The sequence below is a fragment of the Actinoplanes xinjiangensis genome (genome assembly GCF_003148685.1).
In the GTDB taxonomy this organism is placed as follows: Bacteria; Actinomycetota; Actinomycetes; order Mycobacteriales; family Micromonosporaceae; genus Actinoplanes; species Actinoplanes xinjiangensis.
In genome coordinates this window covers 315,274-331,699 of the sequence record NZ_QGGR01000008.1, presented here as the reverse complement: position 1 = coordinate 331,699, position 16,426 = coordinate 315,274, and the positions used below count along the sequence as shown (strand labels likewise).

Sequence of the window (16,426 nt, the reverse complement as noted above, 5' to 3'; positions counted from 1 at the left end):
TGGCCTGCCTCGATGGGAGGGGTCTCGGGCCATCGTGGACCCAAATAGTTGAGAAAGTCAATGATTGAAGTTCTCAACTCTCCTGCGTGACTCGGATAGGCTCCGCACCATGACCGAGCCCCTCCACCGCCTGCTCGGCTCGGACCTCGCGGCCGACCCGGCGTTCCTGCTGGCCCGGGCGAGAGCGGTCACCAGCGTTGTGGCCAACGCGCGGCTCGCACCGTTCCAGCTCAAGGTCCGCTCCCTGTCCGTGCTGTGGCTGGCCGGCCAGGGCTTCGGGCCGTCGCAGCGCGAACTCAGCGAGTTCCTCGGGCTCGACCCCAGCCAGGTGGTCGCCCTCATCGACGACCTCCAGGGACGCGGGCTCGTCGAGCGGCGACCGGACGACCGCGACCGCCGCTCCCGGATCATCGTGGCCACCCCGGCCGGGCGTGAACTGCTGGAACAGGCACTCACCGAGGTCCGCGCCGCGGGTGACACCAGCTTCGCGGGCCTCACCGACGACGAACGCAAAACCCTCACCGGGCTGCTCACCAAAGTGGCGTTCGGCGGCCGGTAGCCTGCTCGGGTGGCGCAGGGGTTCCGGTGGTTGTGGGCGTCGTACGCGGTCAGTGCCTACGGATCGGGGCTGGCCTTCGGAGCACTACCGCTGATCGCCGTGACGGTCCTGCACACCGGGGCCGCGCAGGTGTCGGCACTCGCGGCGATCGGGCCCGCCGTCGGCGCGCTGATCGCGGTGCCGCTCGGCCCGTGGATGGAGTTCCGGCGCAAACGGCCCGTCATGATCACGATGGACCTCGTACGGTTCGCGGTGCTGCTGACGATCCCCGTCGCGTACGCGTTCGAGATGCTCACGTTCGTCCAGCTGCTGATCGTGTCGGCCGTCGTCGCCGCCGCCAGGATCGCGTTCAACGCCGCGGCCGGTGCCCACCTCAAGGCACTCGTGCCACCCGGCGACCTGCTGGTGGCGAACTCCCGGTTCGAGTCGACCAACTGGAGTTCCATCGCCGTCGGGCCGCCGCTCGGCGGAGCCGCGATCGGACTGTTCGGGCCGGTCATCACCGTGATCGCCGACGCCGTCAGCTACCTGCTGTCGGCGCTGTTCCTCACCGGCATCCGCGGTCGCGAGGCGGCCCCGGCACCGCGGGCACCGTCGCCGCGCGGCCGTGAACTCGTCGACGGGTGGCGGCACCTGCTCGGCCACCCCGGACTGCGGGCGCTGTTCCTCAACAACCTGGTCGTCAACGGGCTGATCATGGCCACCGAACCACTGCTGGCCGTCCTCATGCTCGGTGAACTCGGATTCCCGCCCTGGCAGTACGGGCTCGCGTTCGCCGTACCCTGCCTCGGCGGCCTGATCGGCTCCCGCCTGGCCCGCCGCGTCGTCGCCGCCCGCGGACGGCCGTGGGTCCTCCGGGTCGTCGGCACGCTGCGTGTCGTGTGGCTGGCCGGGCTCGCGTTCGTGCAGCCCGGAATGGTCGGCCTCGGCACCGTGATCGTGCTCGAAATGGCGATCATCATCTGCATGAGCCTGTACGGCCCGGTCCTCGCCACCTACCGCCTCGAACACACGCCCGCCCCACTGCTGGCCCGCACCCTGACCGCCTGGTCGATCAGCGGCGGGATGGCCATCGCCGTGCTCAGCGCACTCGCCGGGGTTCTCGCCGACCTCACCAGCCCACGGATCGCGCTGGTCACCGCCGGGGTGCTGATCCTGTTCAGCCCGCTGCTGCTGGTCCGGCTACCACCTGAGGTATATGCCGAGATCCAGCCACAGCAAGATCCGCCGAAGGCCGCCGCTTAGCAGAATCAACGCCATGACCGACAAGGTGACCTGGAAGGACTGGACCGTCGAGATCAGCTGGCTGGCCGTCGTGTCCGTCCTCAACGTGGTGTTCCGACTGGACCGGTTCCAGGACACGCCGCTGAGCCGGTGGTACGTACAGCTGGGCGTCTCCGTGGCCGTGATCGCAATCTTCGAAATCGCCGGATCACGGATTCGCCGGGAAATCCTGCCGGACTGATGTCGAGAACGCGGGTGCGGCTCCGTCCCCGGGACGAAGCGCGACCAGAATGGGTCGCACACCATTGCCGAGGAGACACCCATCATGGCGAAGTACCTGCTGCTCAAGCACTACCGGGGCGCCCCGTCGGCCGTCAACGACGTGCCGATGGAGAAGTGGACGCCGGAGGAGATCTCCGCCCACATCAAGTACATGAACGACTTCGCGGCGCGACTCGAGGAGAGCGGCGAGTTCGTCAGCGGTGACGCCCTCGCCCCCGAGGGCTCCTGGGTCCGCTACGACGGCGAGGGCCGTCCGCCGGTCACCGACGGACCGTTCGCCGAGACCAAGGACCTCATCGCCGGCTGGATGATCATCGACGTGGACAGCCACCAGCGGGCCGTCGAACTCGCCGGGGAGCTGTCGGCGGCACCAGGTCACGGCGGGCTGCCGATCCACGAGTGGCTCGAACTCCGCCCGTTCCTCCACATGCCGCCCACGGTCACGGAGTGACCGACCCCGCACCCGGCCCTCCCGGCCAGGCCGCGCCGGGTCCGGGCCAGGCGTCTCCCGGTCCGGACCAGGCGTCTCCCGGTTCGGGTCAGGCGTCTCCCGGTTCGGGTCAGGCGTCTCCCGGTCCGTGCCGGGCCCTCTCGGGTCCGGGTCAGGCGCTCTCGGGTCTGGACCACGCCCGGCTTCGGGAACTCACGCCCGGGGTGCTCGCCATCCTCGTCCGCCGCGGAGCCGACTTCGCGGCGGCCGAGGACGCCGTGCAGGACGCCCTGGTGGAAGCCATCCGGGTCTGGCCGGGCGATCCGCCACGGGATCCGAAGGGGTGGCTCATCACCGTCGCGTGGCGGCGGTTCCTGGACGCGGCCCGCGCCGACGCCGCCCGGCGCCGGCGCGAGGACATCGTCGACCAGGAACCGCCGGCCGGCCCGGCACCGCCCATCGACGACACGCTCCAGCTGTACTTCCTGTGCGCCCACCCGTCGCTGACACCGGCGTCGGCGGTCGCGCTCACCCTGCGGGCTGTCGGCGGGCTCACCACCCGGCAGATCGCCGACGCCTACCTGGTCCCCGAAGCGACCATGGCCCAGCGCATCAGCCGGGCGAAACGCACCGTGTCCGCGGTGCGATTCGACCAGCCCGGCGACGTCGCGACCGTACTGCGCGTGCTCTACCTGGTGTTCAACGAGGGTTACACCGGCGACGTCGACCTGGCCACCGAGGCGATCCGGCTCACCCGCCGGCTCGCCACGGCCATCGACCACCCGGAAGTCGCCGGCCTGCTCGCACTCATGCTCCTGCACCACGCTCGCCGCACGGCCCGCACCGCCCCCGACGGCAGTCTCATCCCCCTCGCCGAACAGGACCGCACCCGCTGGGACACCACGATGATCACCGAGGGCGTCGCGATCCTCCAGATGGCGCTCTCCCGAGACCGGCTCGGCGACTTCCAGGCGCAGGCGGCCATCGCGGCGCTGCACGCCGACGCGCAGACCGCCGCCGAGACCGACTGGGTACAGATCGTCGAGTGGTACGACGAACTCACCCGCCTCACCGACAACCCGGTGGTCCGGCTCAACCGGGCGGTCGCCGTCGGCGAGGCCGACGGCCCACACGCCGGCCTCGCGGCCCTGGCAGAACTCGACCCGACCCTGCCCCGCCACACCGCGGCGGCGGCCTACCTGCACGAGAAGGCAGGCGACCAGATCAAAGCAGCCCAGCTGTACGCCGTAGCCGCCCGCCAAGCCGGCAACCTCGCCGAGCGCGATCACCTGACCCGGCAGGCTGCCCGCCTCAACGCCCGCGATCACCCTCCCCACTAGCGTGCCCGTTTCCGCCGCCCACCGGTCGTCCTCGCTGTCTCCGCCTTCTCTCTTGCATGCGTCCTTGCGCCGTCCCAGCGCCGTTCCGTGGCGTCGCCCGTCGCTCGTCGCCTCGCCTCCCGTCCTCCGTCCTGCGTCCGTCCGCTCGCCGCCTTGCCTTCCGCCGCCTCGCCGCTCCTCCACCCGTCGCCGTCCGCCGTCCCTGTTCACGCTGTGACCTGAAACGAGCCGGGGAAAAGTTCAGTTCGCTGGGCGCCCTGCCGATGCACGCCAACGCGTGTCACGGGAAAGAGGGAGCAAATGGTGGAGACCAGACGGTGGCTTCGGCGAACCGGATTCGGTGTGGTGGCGGCAATGCTCGCGACCACACCGTTCGGCGCCGCACCCGCGCAGGCGGCCGAAGCAACGGGGGAACTGGCCGGTAGCGCCTGGCTCGACATAGGCGGGGTCAACGCCGCCGTCACGGCGGTGAGGGGAGCCGCCGGCGGCAAGGTGAGAAACGGAACAGTCGACACGGCGTCGCTGACCGGCACGGGTATCGGCGTGGCGCTCATCGACTCCGGGATCGCTCCGGTTCCCGGGCTGAACCAGCCCGGGAAGGTGATCAACGGCCCGGACCTGTCGTTCGAATCGCAGACACCAGGCCTGCAGCACACCGACACCTACGGCCATGGCACTCATATGGCCGGCATCATCGCCGGATCCGACCCGGCCGGCGGCTACGAGGGTGTCGCCCCCGGCGCACACCTGATCAGTCTGAAGACCGCCGCCTACGACGGTGCCGTCGACGTCTCCCAGGTCATCGCGGCCATCGACTGGGTGGTCGCGCACCGTAACGACCCGGGCCTCAACATCCGGGTCCTCAACCTGTCGTTCGGCACCGACTCGATCCAGCCCTCGCTGGTCGACCCGTTGTCGTTCGCGGTGGAGACGGCCTGGAAGAAGGGCATCGTCGTGGTCGTGAGCGCCGGCAACGACGGCGCCGCCCGGATGACCATGCCGTCCGCCAACCCGTACGTCCTCGCGGTCGGGGCCGCCGACCCGAACGGCACCGAAGCCCGCACCGACGACACGATCGCCACGTTCAGCAACCGGGGCACGGCGGCCCGGCACCCCGATCTGATCGCGGCCGGCCGCTCGCTGGTCTCGCTGCGGGTACCCGGCTCGTACATCGACACCCAGTACCCGGCCGCGCGCGTCGGTGACAGGCTGTTCCGCGGCAGCGGCACCTCGCAGGCCGCCGCCGTGGTCTCCGGATCGGTGGCGCTGCTGCTGCAGCAGCGCCCGGGCCTCACCCCGGATCAGGTCAAACAGCTGCTGATGAAGACCGCGGACCCGCTGGCCAAGCCCGACCCGATCGGCTCGGGCGCTGGCCAGCTGGACATCGCCGGGGCCGCCACCCTGATCGCGCCGCTCGGTGCCACCCAGACGTGGCAGGCCGCGACCGGGCTCGGAACGCTGGAGGCGTCCCGCGGCACCAGTCACCTCGTCGACGGCGTCACCGGTATCCAGCTCATCGGTGAACGAGACATCTTCGGCAAGCCGTGGGTGCCGCTCACCTGGGTCACCGCCGCCCGCAACGGCAGGGCATGGACGGGTGGCACCTGGAACGGCTCGGTGTGGTCCGGACAGGCCTTCACCGGCACCTCCTGGGCGTCGAGCACCTGGGCGATCGTGACCTGGACCGGCAGGTCCTGGGCGGGGCGGTCCTGGGCGGGCGACTCCTGGGCCGGACGATCCTGGAACGGCGGCACCTGGACGGGTCGCTCCTGGGCGTACGGCACCTGGGCCGGACGCTCCTGGGCGGGCCGAAGCTGGGCCTGATCCGGTCGCTGCCGCACACGTTCGCTCATGCCTGGCGGAACACAGCCGACAGGGAGGACGAACAGCCGGGAGGGGAGAGACATGGCAGGCGAGGGAGTACGCACACCCAGCGCACGTGTCCTCGCCCTCTCGGCGGCGCTGACACTGGTGGTCGTGGTCGTCCAGGCGGCGATGTGGCGGCTCCTGGGGCCGCCCTCGCCGCAGGGCGCCGGGCTGCTGCTCCTCGGCACCCTGGCGGTGCTCTTCGCCTTGGCCGAGCGGTTCACCGTCAAGTTCCCGGTCCGCCGGGGCGCGCACACGATGAGCCTGAGTGAGATCCCGCTGGTCCTCGGCCTGCTCATGATCCATCCCGTGCTGTTGGTGCTGGTCCGGCTCGTCGGCGCGCTCGCCGGGCTGATCGTGCTGCGAAGCCAGCGGGGCAGCAAGCTCGTCTTCAACACGGCTCTGTACCTCACGCAGGCCACCATGGCCGCGGTGGTCTTCTACGCGCTCGGCGGTGCCGCCGACCCGTACGGGCCGAGGGGCTGGGCGGCCGCGTTCGCCGCCACGTTCGTCGCCGACCTGGTGTCGATCGTGTTGATCAGCGCGGTCATCGCGTTGCACGACGACAGCCAGGAATGGCGGCGGCTGCTGAGCGCCGACGTCAAAGAGCTGCTGCAGATGCCGCTGGTCGCGGTCTCCACCACGCTCGCACTGGTGACGGCGCTCCTGGTCCGCCAGCAGATCTGGGCGGCGCTGCTGCTCGGTGTGCTCGTCTTCGCCACCTACCGGGTCTTCGACCGGTATGCCCAGCAGACCCGCACCCACCAGCAGGTCGAGGACCTCTACCGGTTCACCAGTTCGCTGGACGGGCTGACCGATGCCGGCGAGGTGGCCCGCACGGTACTGGGCCAGGCGCGCGACGTGGTCCGCGCCGAGGAGGCCGCCCTGATCGTCCCGCAGGACGGTCGTCTGGTTCGCGTCCGTCTGCACGGCCGCGAGCAGTTCGATCTCGCCACCGTCACCGAGCGCCTCGACAGCCACGGGGCGGGCAGCGCAGGCGGCACACCGACCGCCACTGCCCCTGGCGTATGGCGACCCGGCGACGAGCCGGTCACCTCCGCTTCCGGAAGCCCTCGGGCTGACGGCGAGCCGGTCACCTGCGCTTCCGGAAGCCCTCGGGCGGAGGATGAGCCCGTCACCTTCACTCCCGGAAGCCTCCGGGCTGACGGCGAGCCGGTCACCTCCGCTTCCGGAAACCCCCGGGCTGACGGCGAGCCCGTCATCGCCGCTCTGCGAAGCCCTCGGGCGGGCGGCGAATCGGTCTCCGACGCTCGCGTCGCCGAACACGTATCCGCCGGGTCCGGCGCCGGACCGGTCTCCGGCAGTTCCGGCATCGACCGCGATGTCGTCGCTCCCGGCGTGAATGGGCATGTCAGCGGCTCGGCTGACGACGCTGCCCCGGACGGTGCGGATTCGGAGGCGGTCGGCGACGAGGAGTGGTGGCAGCCTGCCCGCACGGGCACGCCGGTGCTGCGTCCCGATGCGATCGCCGTACCGGTCCGTCTCGGCGATCTGACCGGCGTGCTCTACGTCGCCGAGTGCATGGCGGACACGCCCGCTTTCACCGACGACCACCTGCGTCTGCTGCAGGCGATGGCGTCGCACGCCGGTGGCGCGCTGTCCGAGGTGCGATTGCTCGAACGGCTGCGGCACACCGCCGCGCACGATCCCCTCACCGACCTGCCGAACCGGCAGCGTTACCTCGCCGATCTGCAGGAGGCCACCGACGCCGCGGTCGCCGACGGTGGGACGGTCGGTGTCCTGCTGCTCGACCTGGACCGCTTCAAGGACGTCAACGACGGCCTCGGCCACGACACCGGTGACGACCTGCTGCGCCAGATCGGCCGGCGGCTGGAGGAACGGTACGGCCGGCACGGCACCGTGTCCCGCTTCGGCGGCGACGAATTCGCGCTGATCATCCGGGACGGCGCCAGTCAGGAGGCGATCGTCGCGCTCGCCGAGGACGTCCGCCGGACCGTCGAGATGCCGGCACCCGTCGGGGACCTGGACTTGGACGTGCAGGTCAGCATCGGCGTCTGTGTGGCCCCGGAGCACGGCGCCGACGCCGACCTTCTGCTGCGCCGCGCCGACCTCGCCATGTACGCCGCCAAGGACTCCCGCTGCGGTATCCGCGTCTACCGTCCGGAGGACGACCACGACACGGCTCGCCGCCTCGCCCTGATGGCCGGCCTGCGCGTCGCCGTCGACGCCGGCACGCTGACCGTCGTCTACCAGCCGAAGGTCGACCCGGCCACCGGCCGTGTCCTCGGTGCCGAGGCACTGGTGCGCTGGCAGCACGACGGCCGCCCGGTGCCGCCCGACGAGTTCATCCCCCTCGCCGAGCAGGCCCGCCTGATCGGCCCGCTGACCCGGCATGTGCTCGACACCGCACTCGCGGACTGCGCGACCTGGCGGGGTCTCGGCCACCCCCTCACGGTCGCGGTGAACCTGTCGCCGGACATGCTCACCGACTCGGCCCTGACCGGCCAGATCGAGCAGGCTCTGCGCCGGCACGGGATGCCCCCCGAGGCCTTGACCCTGGAGATCACCGAGAACGCGATCATGGCCGACCCGACAAACTCGCGGCGGACCCTCGACGCGCTGCACGGCCTGGGCGTGAAGCTCTCCATCGACGACTTCGGCACCGGTCACTCGTCGCTGGGACGGCTCGCCCACCTGCCGATCCACGAGGTCAAGATCGACAAGAGTTTCGTGCGGCACATCGTCACCGACCGCACCCGGCGTGCCGTCACCGACGCCGCGCTGCAACTCGCCCGTGCTCTGGACCTCACCGTCGTCGCCGAGGGCGTCGAGGAGCAGGATGAACTCGATTACCTGCGCCGTCACGGCTGCCACGCCATCCAGGGATATCTGATCTCGAAGCCGATCCCACCCGTCGAATTCCTCACCTGGCTGACGGCGGCCCGGGCGGGTGGGCGACTCCCGGTCTGAGGCGGGCCGCGCGAGTTCCTCACCTGGCTGACGGCGGCCCGGGCCGGTGGGCGACTCCCCGTTTGAAGCGGGCCGCGCGGACCGCCGCAACGCTTTACACATATCGCCCTCCTCGTTCTCGGTCTTCCGGGGATCGCGGCCGCCCACGTCTTCCACCGGCGGGCGAACCGGTGGCCGGGGCCGCCGAACAGGTCAGCGGGATCGGTAGTGCTGCACGGCCAGGACCGCGGCGCACGCGAGCGCGGCCAGACCGAAACCGGCGGCGATGAACAGGTTGACGCCGAGGCTGGACGTGATGCCGTTGGCGGCGAGGCTCACGATCAGCAGCGCCCAGAGCGTCGGCCGTAGCCAGGTGCGTGTCTCTTCCATGCCGGTCACGTTATGAGCCGGCGGTGGGCCGCAGCCATCCCGCCAGGGCGACTCTTGGAGGTATAGCCTGCGCTACTGTCGCGCGCCGGCCGGCGGCCTATCGTTCGTCGCATGTCACAGGAGAACTGGCGCAGGCTCCGCGCCGCCGTCGATGCTCTGGAACGCATCGTCGGCGGCCTCGGCACCGCGCTGCTCGCCCTCGGCGCTCTGATCTGGGCGGCCGTCGTGGCGGCGTTCTGCCTGGTCGGCATCGGCCTGTTGCTGATTCCCACGGTGTTCCGGGTCGCCCGAGCGGTCGCCGACCGTGAGCGCGCCCGGCTGACCCGCTGGGGCCCCGCGCTGATCGGTCCACCACCACTGCCCGATGGTGTCCGCGAGGCGTGGCGCGACCCCGGAGTCCGCCGTGAGCTGGGCTGGCTGGCCTGGCACGGCACGGCCGGATTCCTGCTCGGCGCCATCGGCATCAGTCTGCCGGTCTACGCGGTCGAGGACGGCACCTTTCCGCTGTGGTTCTGGGCGATCGACCCTGAGCTGGGCGCACCCGGGATGGTCTGGTGGCGGGTCGACGGGCTCGCCGACGCGCTGGGCGTCGCCCTGGTCGGCGTCGGATTCGCCGTCGTCGCCGTGCTCCTCGGCCCCGGGATCGCCCGGCTCCAGGCCCTTCCCGGCCGCCGGCTGCTCCCACCCCGGGGTGACGTCGACCTGTCCCGGCGGGTGGCCGAGCTGACCATGACACGCGCGGCGGCTCTCGACGCGCACGCTGTCGAGCTGCGCCGCATCGAGCGTTCCCTGCACGACGGCACCCAGAACCGGCTGGTCGCTCTCAACGTGCTGATCGGGGCCGCCCGCCGCGCGCAGACCCGCAACCCGGATGCGGTCGCCGACATCCTCGACCGTGCGCAGGAGGCCACCGAGCAGGCGCTCGCCGAGCTACGGACGGTCGTGCGCGGCATCCTGCCGCCGGTGCTCGACGATCGTGGCCTGACCGGGGCGCTGGCCGGTCTGGCCGGCACCTGCGCCGTGCCGTGCGAGATCGATGTCGACGTGCCGGGCCGGTGCGCCGTCTCCGTCGAGGCGACCGCCTACTTCGTGGTCGCCGAGGCCCTGACCAACGTGGTCAAGCACAGCGGCGCGACCGCGGTCGGAGTCACCCTGCGTCGCGAGGGTGACCGGCTGCGTCTGCGGGTCACCGACGACGGGACCGGCGGCGCCGACGAGGGCGGCGGATCGGGGCTGGCCGGAATCCGACGGCGGGTCGAGGCCTACGATGGCCGCTTTCTGATCTCCAGCCCGCCCGGCGGGCCGACGATATTGGAGGTGCAGTTGCCGTGCGGATCGTGATCGCCGAGGACGACGCCCTGCTGCGCGAGGGCCTGGCCCTGCTGTTGCGCGCCGAGGGCCTGGACGTCATCGCCACCACCGACTCCCCGGGTCCGTTCCTGGCCGCCGTCGACGAGCACCGGCCAGATGTCGCGATCGTCGACGTCCGGATGCCGCCGACACACACCGACGAGGGCATCGTCGCCGCGGTCGAGGCCCGTCGCCGGCAGCCCGGTCTGGCCGTGCTGGTGCTCTCGGCGTACGTGGAGCAGGCCTTCGCCACCGACCTGCTGGCGAACGGCTCCGCCGGCCTCGGCTACCTGCTCAAGGAGCGGGTCGGCCGGGTCGAGGAGTTCCTCAGCGCCCTGCACCGGGTGGCCGGTGGAGGGACCGCCGTCGACCCGGAGGTGGTCGGCCAACTGCTGGCCCGATCCCGGCCCGGCGACACGCTCGGATCCCTCAGTGCCCGGGAACGGGAGGTGCTCGCCCTGATGGCCGAGGGTCTCGGCAACTCGGCGATCGCCGAACGCCTCTTCGTCACCGACGGTGCCGTCCACAAGCACATCCGCAGCATCTTCGCCAAACTCGGGCTCGCCCCCGACGACAGTGCCGATCGGAGGGTGACCGCCGTGCTGCGTTACCTCGAGAAGTAGTGCCTGCTGTACCAGGGTTGGGCAGGCCGCTTCATTCTCCGTGGCTGCCGCAGACAACAGACTTCTCCGCGAACAGCAAAGCACACGGAGAGGCCAGCGAATGTCCGTCCACACCGAGCCCGCAGTGCGCGTCACCGGGCTCACCCGCACATATCAGGCCGACGGGGAGCCAGTACACGCTCTCACCCGTGTCGACGCGACGTTCCATCGCGGCACGTTCACCGCGATCATGGGACCGTCCGGGTCCGGAAAGAGCACGCTGCTACAGGTGGCGGCGGGCCTGGACCGGCCCACCGACGGCAGCGTGTGGATCGGCGCGACCGAGCTGTCACGGCTTTCCGAGACCAGGCTGACCGAGCTGCGCCGTGGCCGGGTCGGGTTCGTCTTCCAGGCGTTCAACCTGATCGGCGCACTCACCGTCGAGGAGAACATCCTGCTGCCGCTGCGCCTGTCCGGCGTCCGGCCCGACCCGGCGTGGATCGCGGAGATCGTCGAGCGGACCGGCCTGGCGCAGCGGTTGCGGCACCGGCCGTCCGCCCTCTCCGGCGGCCAGCAGCAGCGGGTCGCGATCGCCCGTGCCCTCGTCTCCCGGCCCGAGGTGATCTTCTGTGACGAGCCGACCGGCGCGCTCGACACGAACACGGCAGCCGAGGTCCTTCTCCTGCTGCGCGGGATCGTCGACGAGCACAGCCAGACCGTCGTCATGGTCACGCACGACCCGGTGGCGGCCTCCTACGCGGACCGGGTCATGGTGCTGGCCGACGGGCGGATCGTGCACGACATGCCGCAGCCCGGCGCCGACCGGATCGCCGAGCACCTGGCCGCTCTCGGCCGCAGCCGGGTGGTGACCCGATGATCTCGCTGGCCATGCGCATGCTGCGCCACCGCCCCGGGTCGTCCGTCGCCACCCTGCTGGCCCTGGCCCTGGGCGCTCTGATCCTCACCGCGATGGGGGTGCTCGTCGAGTCCGGCCTGAGGTATCACCCCGAGCCGGTTCGCTATGCGGCCGCCGATCTCGTCGTGGCGCGGCCCGACACCACGTTCACCAGCAGGCAGTTCGACGGCGAGATCACCCGGAGCACGGTCGCGCTGCCCGAGGGCGGCACCGTGCCCGCCGACCTGGCCGAACGGATCCGGGCCGTCGAGGGCGTCACGACGGTCGCGGTCGACGACGGCATCCCGGTGCACACCACCACCGGAATGGCGCTGGCCGGCCGTGGCTGGGCCAGTGCCGTGCTAACCCCGTATGAGCTGACCGACGGCCGGGCGCCGAGCCACGCCGACGAAGTCGTCCTGGGTGCGAACCTGCACGACGGGGTCGTCCTGGATGCGAACCTGCACGACGAAGTCGTCCTGGGTGCGGAACCGGCGGGCGGACGGACGTCGGAGCAGGACGCCGGGCCGGCACGGGTGGGTGAGCAGGTGCGACTGCTCGTCGGGGGAGCGCTGCGGACGTACCGGATCAGTGGTCTGGCGCGGGGTGCCGGGAGTGCCGCGGTGTTCTTCAGCGACGCTCACGCCGCGGATCTCGCGCCGCATCGTGGGGCCGTCAGCGCCATCGGCGTGATCACCGCCCCCGGCGTCGACCTCGACCGGGTCGGTGACCAGATCGCACAGGCCGCCGGAGACGCCCGGGTGCTGAGCCGAGCTGACAGCGGGCGCGCGGAACGGTCGGCGGACGAGGCTGCCGCCGGGCTGCTGGTCCAGGTCGGGGCGTCGTTCGGCGGCTATGTGGTTCTGCTCATCGTCTTCGTGGTCGCGGCGACCGTCGGCCTCAGCGTGCGGCACCGGCGTCGTGACCTGGCCCTGGTTCGCGCCGTCGCGGCCACGCCGGGACAGGTACGTCGCATGATCATGATGGAGGCGGCGCTTGTCGGACTGGTCGCCTCGGTGATCGGTGTGCCCGCCGGCCTGGCAGCCGCGCATCGGCTGGCCGATGAACTGACCGGCCGGGGCTTCCTGCCCGCCGGCTTCCCGATGTCACCGGGCGTGATCGCGGCGGCGACCGCTGTGATGATCATTCTGGTGTCTGCCGTGCTCGCCGGGCTTCTCGCCGCGCGCCGGGTCAGCGGCATCAAGCCGGCTGAGGCGCTCGGCGAGGCGGCGGCCGAAGCGGCGCCGGCCGGCCGCGCGCGATGGATCGGTGGGCTCGTCGCACTGATCGCCGCGGGTTCCTCGGCGTTCGCGGCGGTCGCCGCGGGTGGGCAGGCGGCGCTCGGTGCCGCGCTCGGCATGCTCTACCTGTTCGTCCTGGCGGTCGCCCTGCTGGCACCGTGGATCAACGCCACGGCCGCACGACTGCTGGCACCGTTGCTGACAGTGATGTTCGGAACCAGCGGATACCTGGCGGCCGCCAACCTGCGCGCCAATGCCCGCGGCGCCGCCACCGTCCTGACGTCGCTGGTGCTGGCGGTCGGATTCGGCGGATCGGTGTGGTTCCTTCAAGACAACCTGGAGCGGCAGGCGGTCGCGCAGAGCCGGTCCGGGCTGCTCGCCACGCGGGCGCTGGTCGCCGGCACGGGCCTGTCCGACACCGCGGTGGCCGAGGTTCGTGCGATCCGGGGGGTACGCGCGGCGACCCCCGTCCGCAACACCAGCGTCGTCGTGTCCCTGCTGGGCGACGGCGAGTCGATCGGGGCCCGCGCCGTGGACCCCGCCGCGCTGGCCGAAACGCTCGACCTCGGGGTGACCGACGGCAGCCTGGCCGACCTCCGGGACGGGACCGTCGCCGTTTCGCAGACGCACGCGTCCACGTTCGGCTGGGAGGTGGGGGAGAAGGTCGCGCTGCGGTTGGGTGACGGCACGCCCGCCGAGGTGAGGGTCGTCGCGATCTACGAGCGTGGGCTCGGGTTCGGCGACGTGATTCTGTCCCGGTCCGCCGTGGTGGGGCACACCGCCACCAACCTCGACGACCAGATTCTGATCAGTGCCTCGCCCGCCGCCGACGCCGCCCTTCAGGAGGTGGTGGCCGCGCACCCAGGCAGCGCCCTGGTCGACACCGCGACCCTGACCGGCGGACTCGCGAAGGACCTCGCGCTCAGCGCCTGGCTCAACCGGCTGCTGATCGCCGTGATGGTCGGCTACACCGTGGTCGCCGCCGCCAACACGATGGTCATGGCCGCCCTCGCCCGGCGGCGTGAATTCGCCGTGCTGCGCCTGGCCGGGGTGACGCGCCGCCAGGTCAAACGCATGATTAACGCGGAGCAGGCCGGCCTGCTGGGTGTCGCGGTGCTTCTCGGCGGCGCGATCGCCGCGCTGACCCTGAGCAGCGCGGTGCGGGCGCTCACCGGCAGTCTCGTGCCCTACGTGCCGCCGCTCGGCCTGGTCGCCGTCCTCGGTGGTACGGCAGTCCTGGCCATGGCGACGACGATCCTGCCGGTCGCCCGGCTCGTACGCGTGCCACCCCTCGAACACATCGGCATCAGGGAGTAGCGGCGGCTGCCCGGCCACCCGCCTGGAGCGCGTGGGCGTGTCCGGCTGGCGTCCGCTGGGCGAAGGAGTAGCGGCGGCTGCCCGGCCACCCGCCTGGAGCGCGTAGGCGTGTCCGGACTGGCGTCCACTGGGCGTATGCGGGAGTGGGAGCGGATGGGGGGTAGGCGGTGGCTGGGCATTGGCGGGAGCGGTTGAGCAGGCGAAGAGCGGACGTCGGCGGTGACCGGGCAGGGGTGGGCGAGAGTGAACGTCGGCGATGACCGGGCAGGGGTGGGCGAGAGTGAACGTCGACCAGACGTGGGCCGCCGCCGTCCACCGTCCGGGCGTGGAAGTCAGGGCGGCCGGAGCGGGCCTTCAGGACTTGAGGACCCGCTGGTGCAGGGCGGTGACGACGGCTCGGGCGGAGAGGAACGCGCCGTGCTGCCAGGCGACGGCCTGGCTCAGCCAGTCGCCGGCGAAGTAGACGCGGCCGGCCGGCTGGAGGAGGAGGCGGAAGGCGGCCGGGTCGTCCCAGGGGGCGTAGTTCCAGGCGGCCTCCAGGTGCGGGGTGCGGTGCCAGGCCATCGAGAAGGCGCTGGCCAGTTCGGTGCGGTATTTCGGGCCGTGGATCTTCACACCCTGGGTGATCGCGCGGGCGGTTCGCTCCGGCGGGGGCAGCGCGCCGTAGGCCTCGGCCGCGTCGGCGAAGTGGTAGTAGCCGACCAGCAGGCCGCGCGGGGCGTGGAAGTCGTGCGACGGATACCAGATCTGGCCGATGTCCAGATCGGTCTGGGTGCTGCCGCCGTAGATGCGCTCGTCGTTCTCCCACCAGCGGCTGCGGTACTCCAGGCCGATCTTGCCGGCGGCGAACGGGAAGAAGGCAGCGAGTGCGGCGGTGATGTTCGTGCCCAGGTTGTGCGGGATGCGGGCCATCAGGTGGGGCGGCAGGGTGGCGATGCAGAAGTCCGCGGTGATCGTCTGCTCCCGGCCGCCCTGCCGGTAGGTGACGGTCACGTCGGAGGGGCCACCGGTGACCTTCAGGACCTGGGCGCCGAGCCGCACCCGCTGCCGGCCGACCCGGGCGGTGAGGGCGGCGGCGATCCGGTCCATGCCGCCGACCGGCTGGAACATCATCATCGCCTGGTCGTAGCCGAACTCGAAGCTGAGATAGCGCCCGACCTCGCTGGCGAACACGTCCGACAGCGACGGCGGTCCGGGCAGCGGGGACCCGCGGTCCTCACCGGCGCCGGGGTACGACGCGAAGCCCCGTCGCGGGGAACCGGCGTAGTCGTGTTCGGGCCCGATGTCACCGAAGTCCTCCAGGAAGGACAGCAGCCGCGCCTTGTCCTCAGCGGTCAGGACGGTGTCGAGCGCGCCCTGATCGGTGGCTTTGGCGAGCAGCTCGGACACGTACCCGTAGAGGTCCGCTTTGGCGGTCCGGAATCGGACCGGTGCCCCGGCCGCCTGCTGGTAGATCAGCGTGTCGGCGTTGGCGTTGACGAAAGGCTGGATCGGCACGCCGAGTTCGCGGCAGTAGTCGAGGGTGACCATCCACTGTGCGATCCGGGCCGGGCCGGCGTTGAGATAGGTGCCGGAGGAGAAGTCGGCCCGCTGGGTGTGGCCGTCGAGGTCCTTCTCCACCCGCCCGCCGCGGATCGTGAGGTTGCGGCCGCCGCTCACGTCGCGGGCTTCGAGGACCGTGCAGTCGTAGCCGGCTTTGCCCAGTTCGTAGGCCGCGGTGAGCCCGGCGATGCCGCCGCCCAGGATGACGATCCTGCGGGTGGAACGGCCGGTCAGGTGGAAGTCGGCCCGCTGTGGTGCCTGGAAGTCGGGTGTCGCGACGCGCACCGGCGCGTGCCCGAGCGCTCCCATTGTGGCGAAGAGGGCGCCGGCGCCGCCGGTGACACCCACCGAAGTGAGGAAGGTACGCCGTGTGAGTTCCCCGTTACTCATCGCCTGAGCCTCGCGTCGATGAGTAACACCGGCATCTATCGAACATTGCGGATTGGTAACCAGGTGG

13 protein-coding genes are annotated in these 16,426 nt (G+C 71.5%); 11 read left to right on the top strand and 2 right to left on the bottom strand.

What is annotated here, in order from left to right; genetic code table 11:
- The first annotated feature begins 109 nt into the window (after nucleotides 1–109).
- The 7 genes from BC793_RS20545 to BC793_RS20515 all read left to right on the top strand — a co-directional run bounded on the left by BC793_RS20545 (nucleotide 110) and on the right by BC793_RS20515 (nucleotide 8,653).
- Nucleotides 110–559: a MarR family winged helix-turn-helix transcriptional regulator gene (locus BC793_RS20545; RefSeq protein ID WP_109594554.1), complete on the top strand. Its 450-nt coding sequence runs from the start codon at nucleotides 110–112 to the stop codon at nucleotides 557–559.
- Between the two features lie 9 nt (nucleotides 560–568).
- Complete coding sequence (locus BC793_RS20540; RefSeq protein ID WP_239170202.1) at nucleotides 569–1,804, top strand: MFS transporter; 1,236 nt, start codon at nucleotides 569–571, stop codon at nucleotides 1,802–1,804.
- A gap of 13 nt (nucleotides 1,805–1,817) precedes the next feature.
- On the top strand, nucleotides 1,818–2,024 hold the full coding sequence (locus tag BC793_RS20535; RefSeq protein ID WP_109594552.1) for a hypothetical protein: 207 nt from the start codon (nucleotides 1,818–1,820) through the stop codon (nucleotides 2,022–2,024).
- Between the two features lie 84 nt (nucleotides 2,025–2,108).
- Nucleotides 2,109–2,516, top strand: a complete 408-nt coding sequence (locus BC793_RS20530) for a YciI family protein (protein ID WP_109594550.1) — start codon at nucleotides 2,109–2,111, stop codon at nucleotides 2,514–2,516.
- Nucleotides 2,517–2,683: 167 nt separating this feature from the next.
- Nucleotides 2,684–3,835, top strand: a complete 1,152-nt coding sequence (locus tag BC793_RS20525) for an RNA polymerase sigma factor (RefSeq protein WP_109594695.1) — start codon at nucleotides 2,684–2,686, stop codon at nucleotides 3,833–3,835.
- Between the two features lie 354 nt (nucleotides 3,836–4,189).
- On the top strand, nucleotides 4,190–5,659 hold the full coding sequence (locus tag BC793_RS20520) for a S8 family peptidase (RefSeq protein ID WP_239170201.1): 1,470 nt from the start codon (nucleotides 4,190–4,192) through the stop codon (nucleotides 5,657–5,659).
- Nucleotides 5,660–5,740: 81 nt separating this feature from the next.
- Nucleotides 5,741–8,653 (top strand): GGDEF domain-containing protein, encoded by a 2,913-nt coding sequence (locus tag BC793_RS20515; protein WP_239170200.1) that lies wholly within the window; start codon nucleotides 5,741–5,743, stop codon nucleotides 8,651–8,653.
- Nucleotides 8,654–8,845: 192 nt separating this feature from the next.
- Here the strand turns inward: BC793_RS20515 and BC793_RS50275 are convergent, their stop codons facing one another.
- Nucleotides 8,846–9,022, bottom strand: coding sequence for a hypothetical protein (locus tag BC793_RS50275; protein ID WP_170167254.1), 177 nt, complete (start codon nucleotides 9,020–9,022; stop codon nucleotides 8,846–8,848).
- A gap of 111 nt (nucleotides 9,023–9,133) precedes the next feature.
- Between BC793_RS50275 and BC793_RS20510 the strand changes: the two genes are divergently transcribed.
- The 4 genes from BC793_RS20510 to BC793_RS20495 all read left to right on the top strand — a co-directional run bounded on the left by BC793_RS20510 (nucleotide 9,134) and on the right by BC793_RS20495 (nucleotide 14,427).
- Entirely contained in the window at nucleotides 9,134–10,363 is a 1,230-nt protein-coding gene (locus tag BC793_RS20510; RefSeq protein ID WP_109594546.1) for a sensor histidine kinase, read from the top strand.
- Nucleotides 10,351–10,995 carry a response regulator transcription factor gene (locus BC793_RS20505; protein WP_109594544.1) on the top strand — a complete coding sequence of 215 codons (645 nt, stop codon included), beginning with the start codon at nucleotides 10,351–10,353 and terminating at the stop codon, nucleotides 10,993–10,995. The genes BC793_RS20510 and BC793_RS20505 overlap by 13 nt, the downstream gene beginning before the upstream one ends.
- A 100-nt stretch (nucleotides 10,996–11,095) precedes the next feature.
- Nucleotides 11,096–11,851 carry an ABC transporter ATP-binding protein gene (locus BC793_RS20500; protein ID WP_109594542.1) on the top strand — a complete coding sequence of 252 codons (756 nt, stop codon included), beginning with the start codon at nucleotides 11,096–11,098 and terminating at the stop codon, nucleotides 11,849–11,851.
- On the top strand, nucleotides 11,848–14,427 hold the full coding sequence (locus BC793_RS20495) for an ABC transporter permease (protein ID WP_109594540.1): 2,580 nt from the start codon (nucleotides 11,848–11,850) through the stop codon (nucleotides 14,425–14,427). The genes BC793_RS20500 and BC793_RS20495 overlap by 4 nt, the downstream gene beginning before the upstream one ends.
- A gap of 354 nt (nucleotides 14,428–14,781) precedes the next feature.
- Here BC793_RS20495 and BC793_RS20490 read toward each other — a convergent pair whose 3' ends face one another.
- A complete protein-coding gene (locus BC793_RS20490; protein WP_109594538.1) occupies nucleotides 14,782–16,359 on the bottom strand; it encodes a flavin monoamine oxidase family protein in 1,578 nt (525 codons plus the stop codon).
- Between the last annotated feature and the right edge of the window lie 67 nt (nucleotides 16,360–16,426).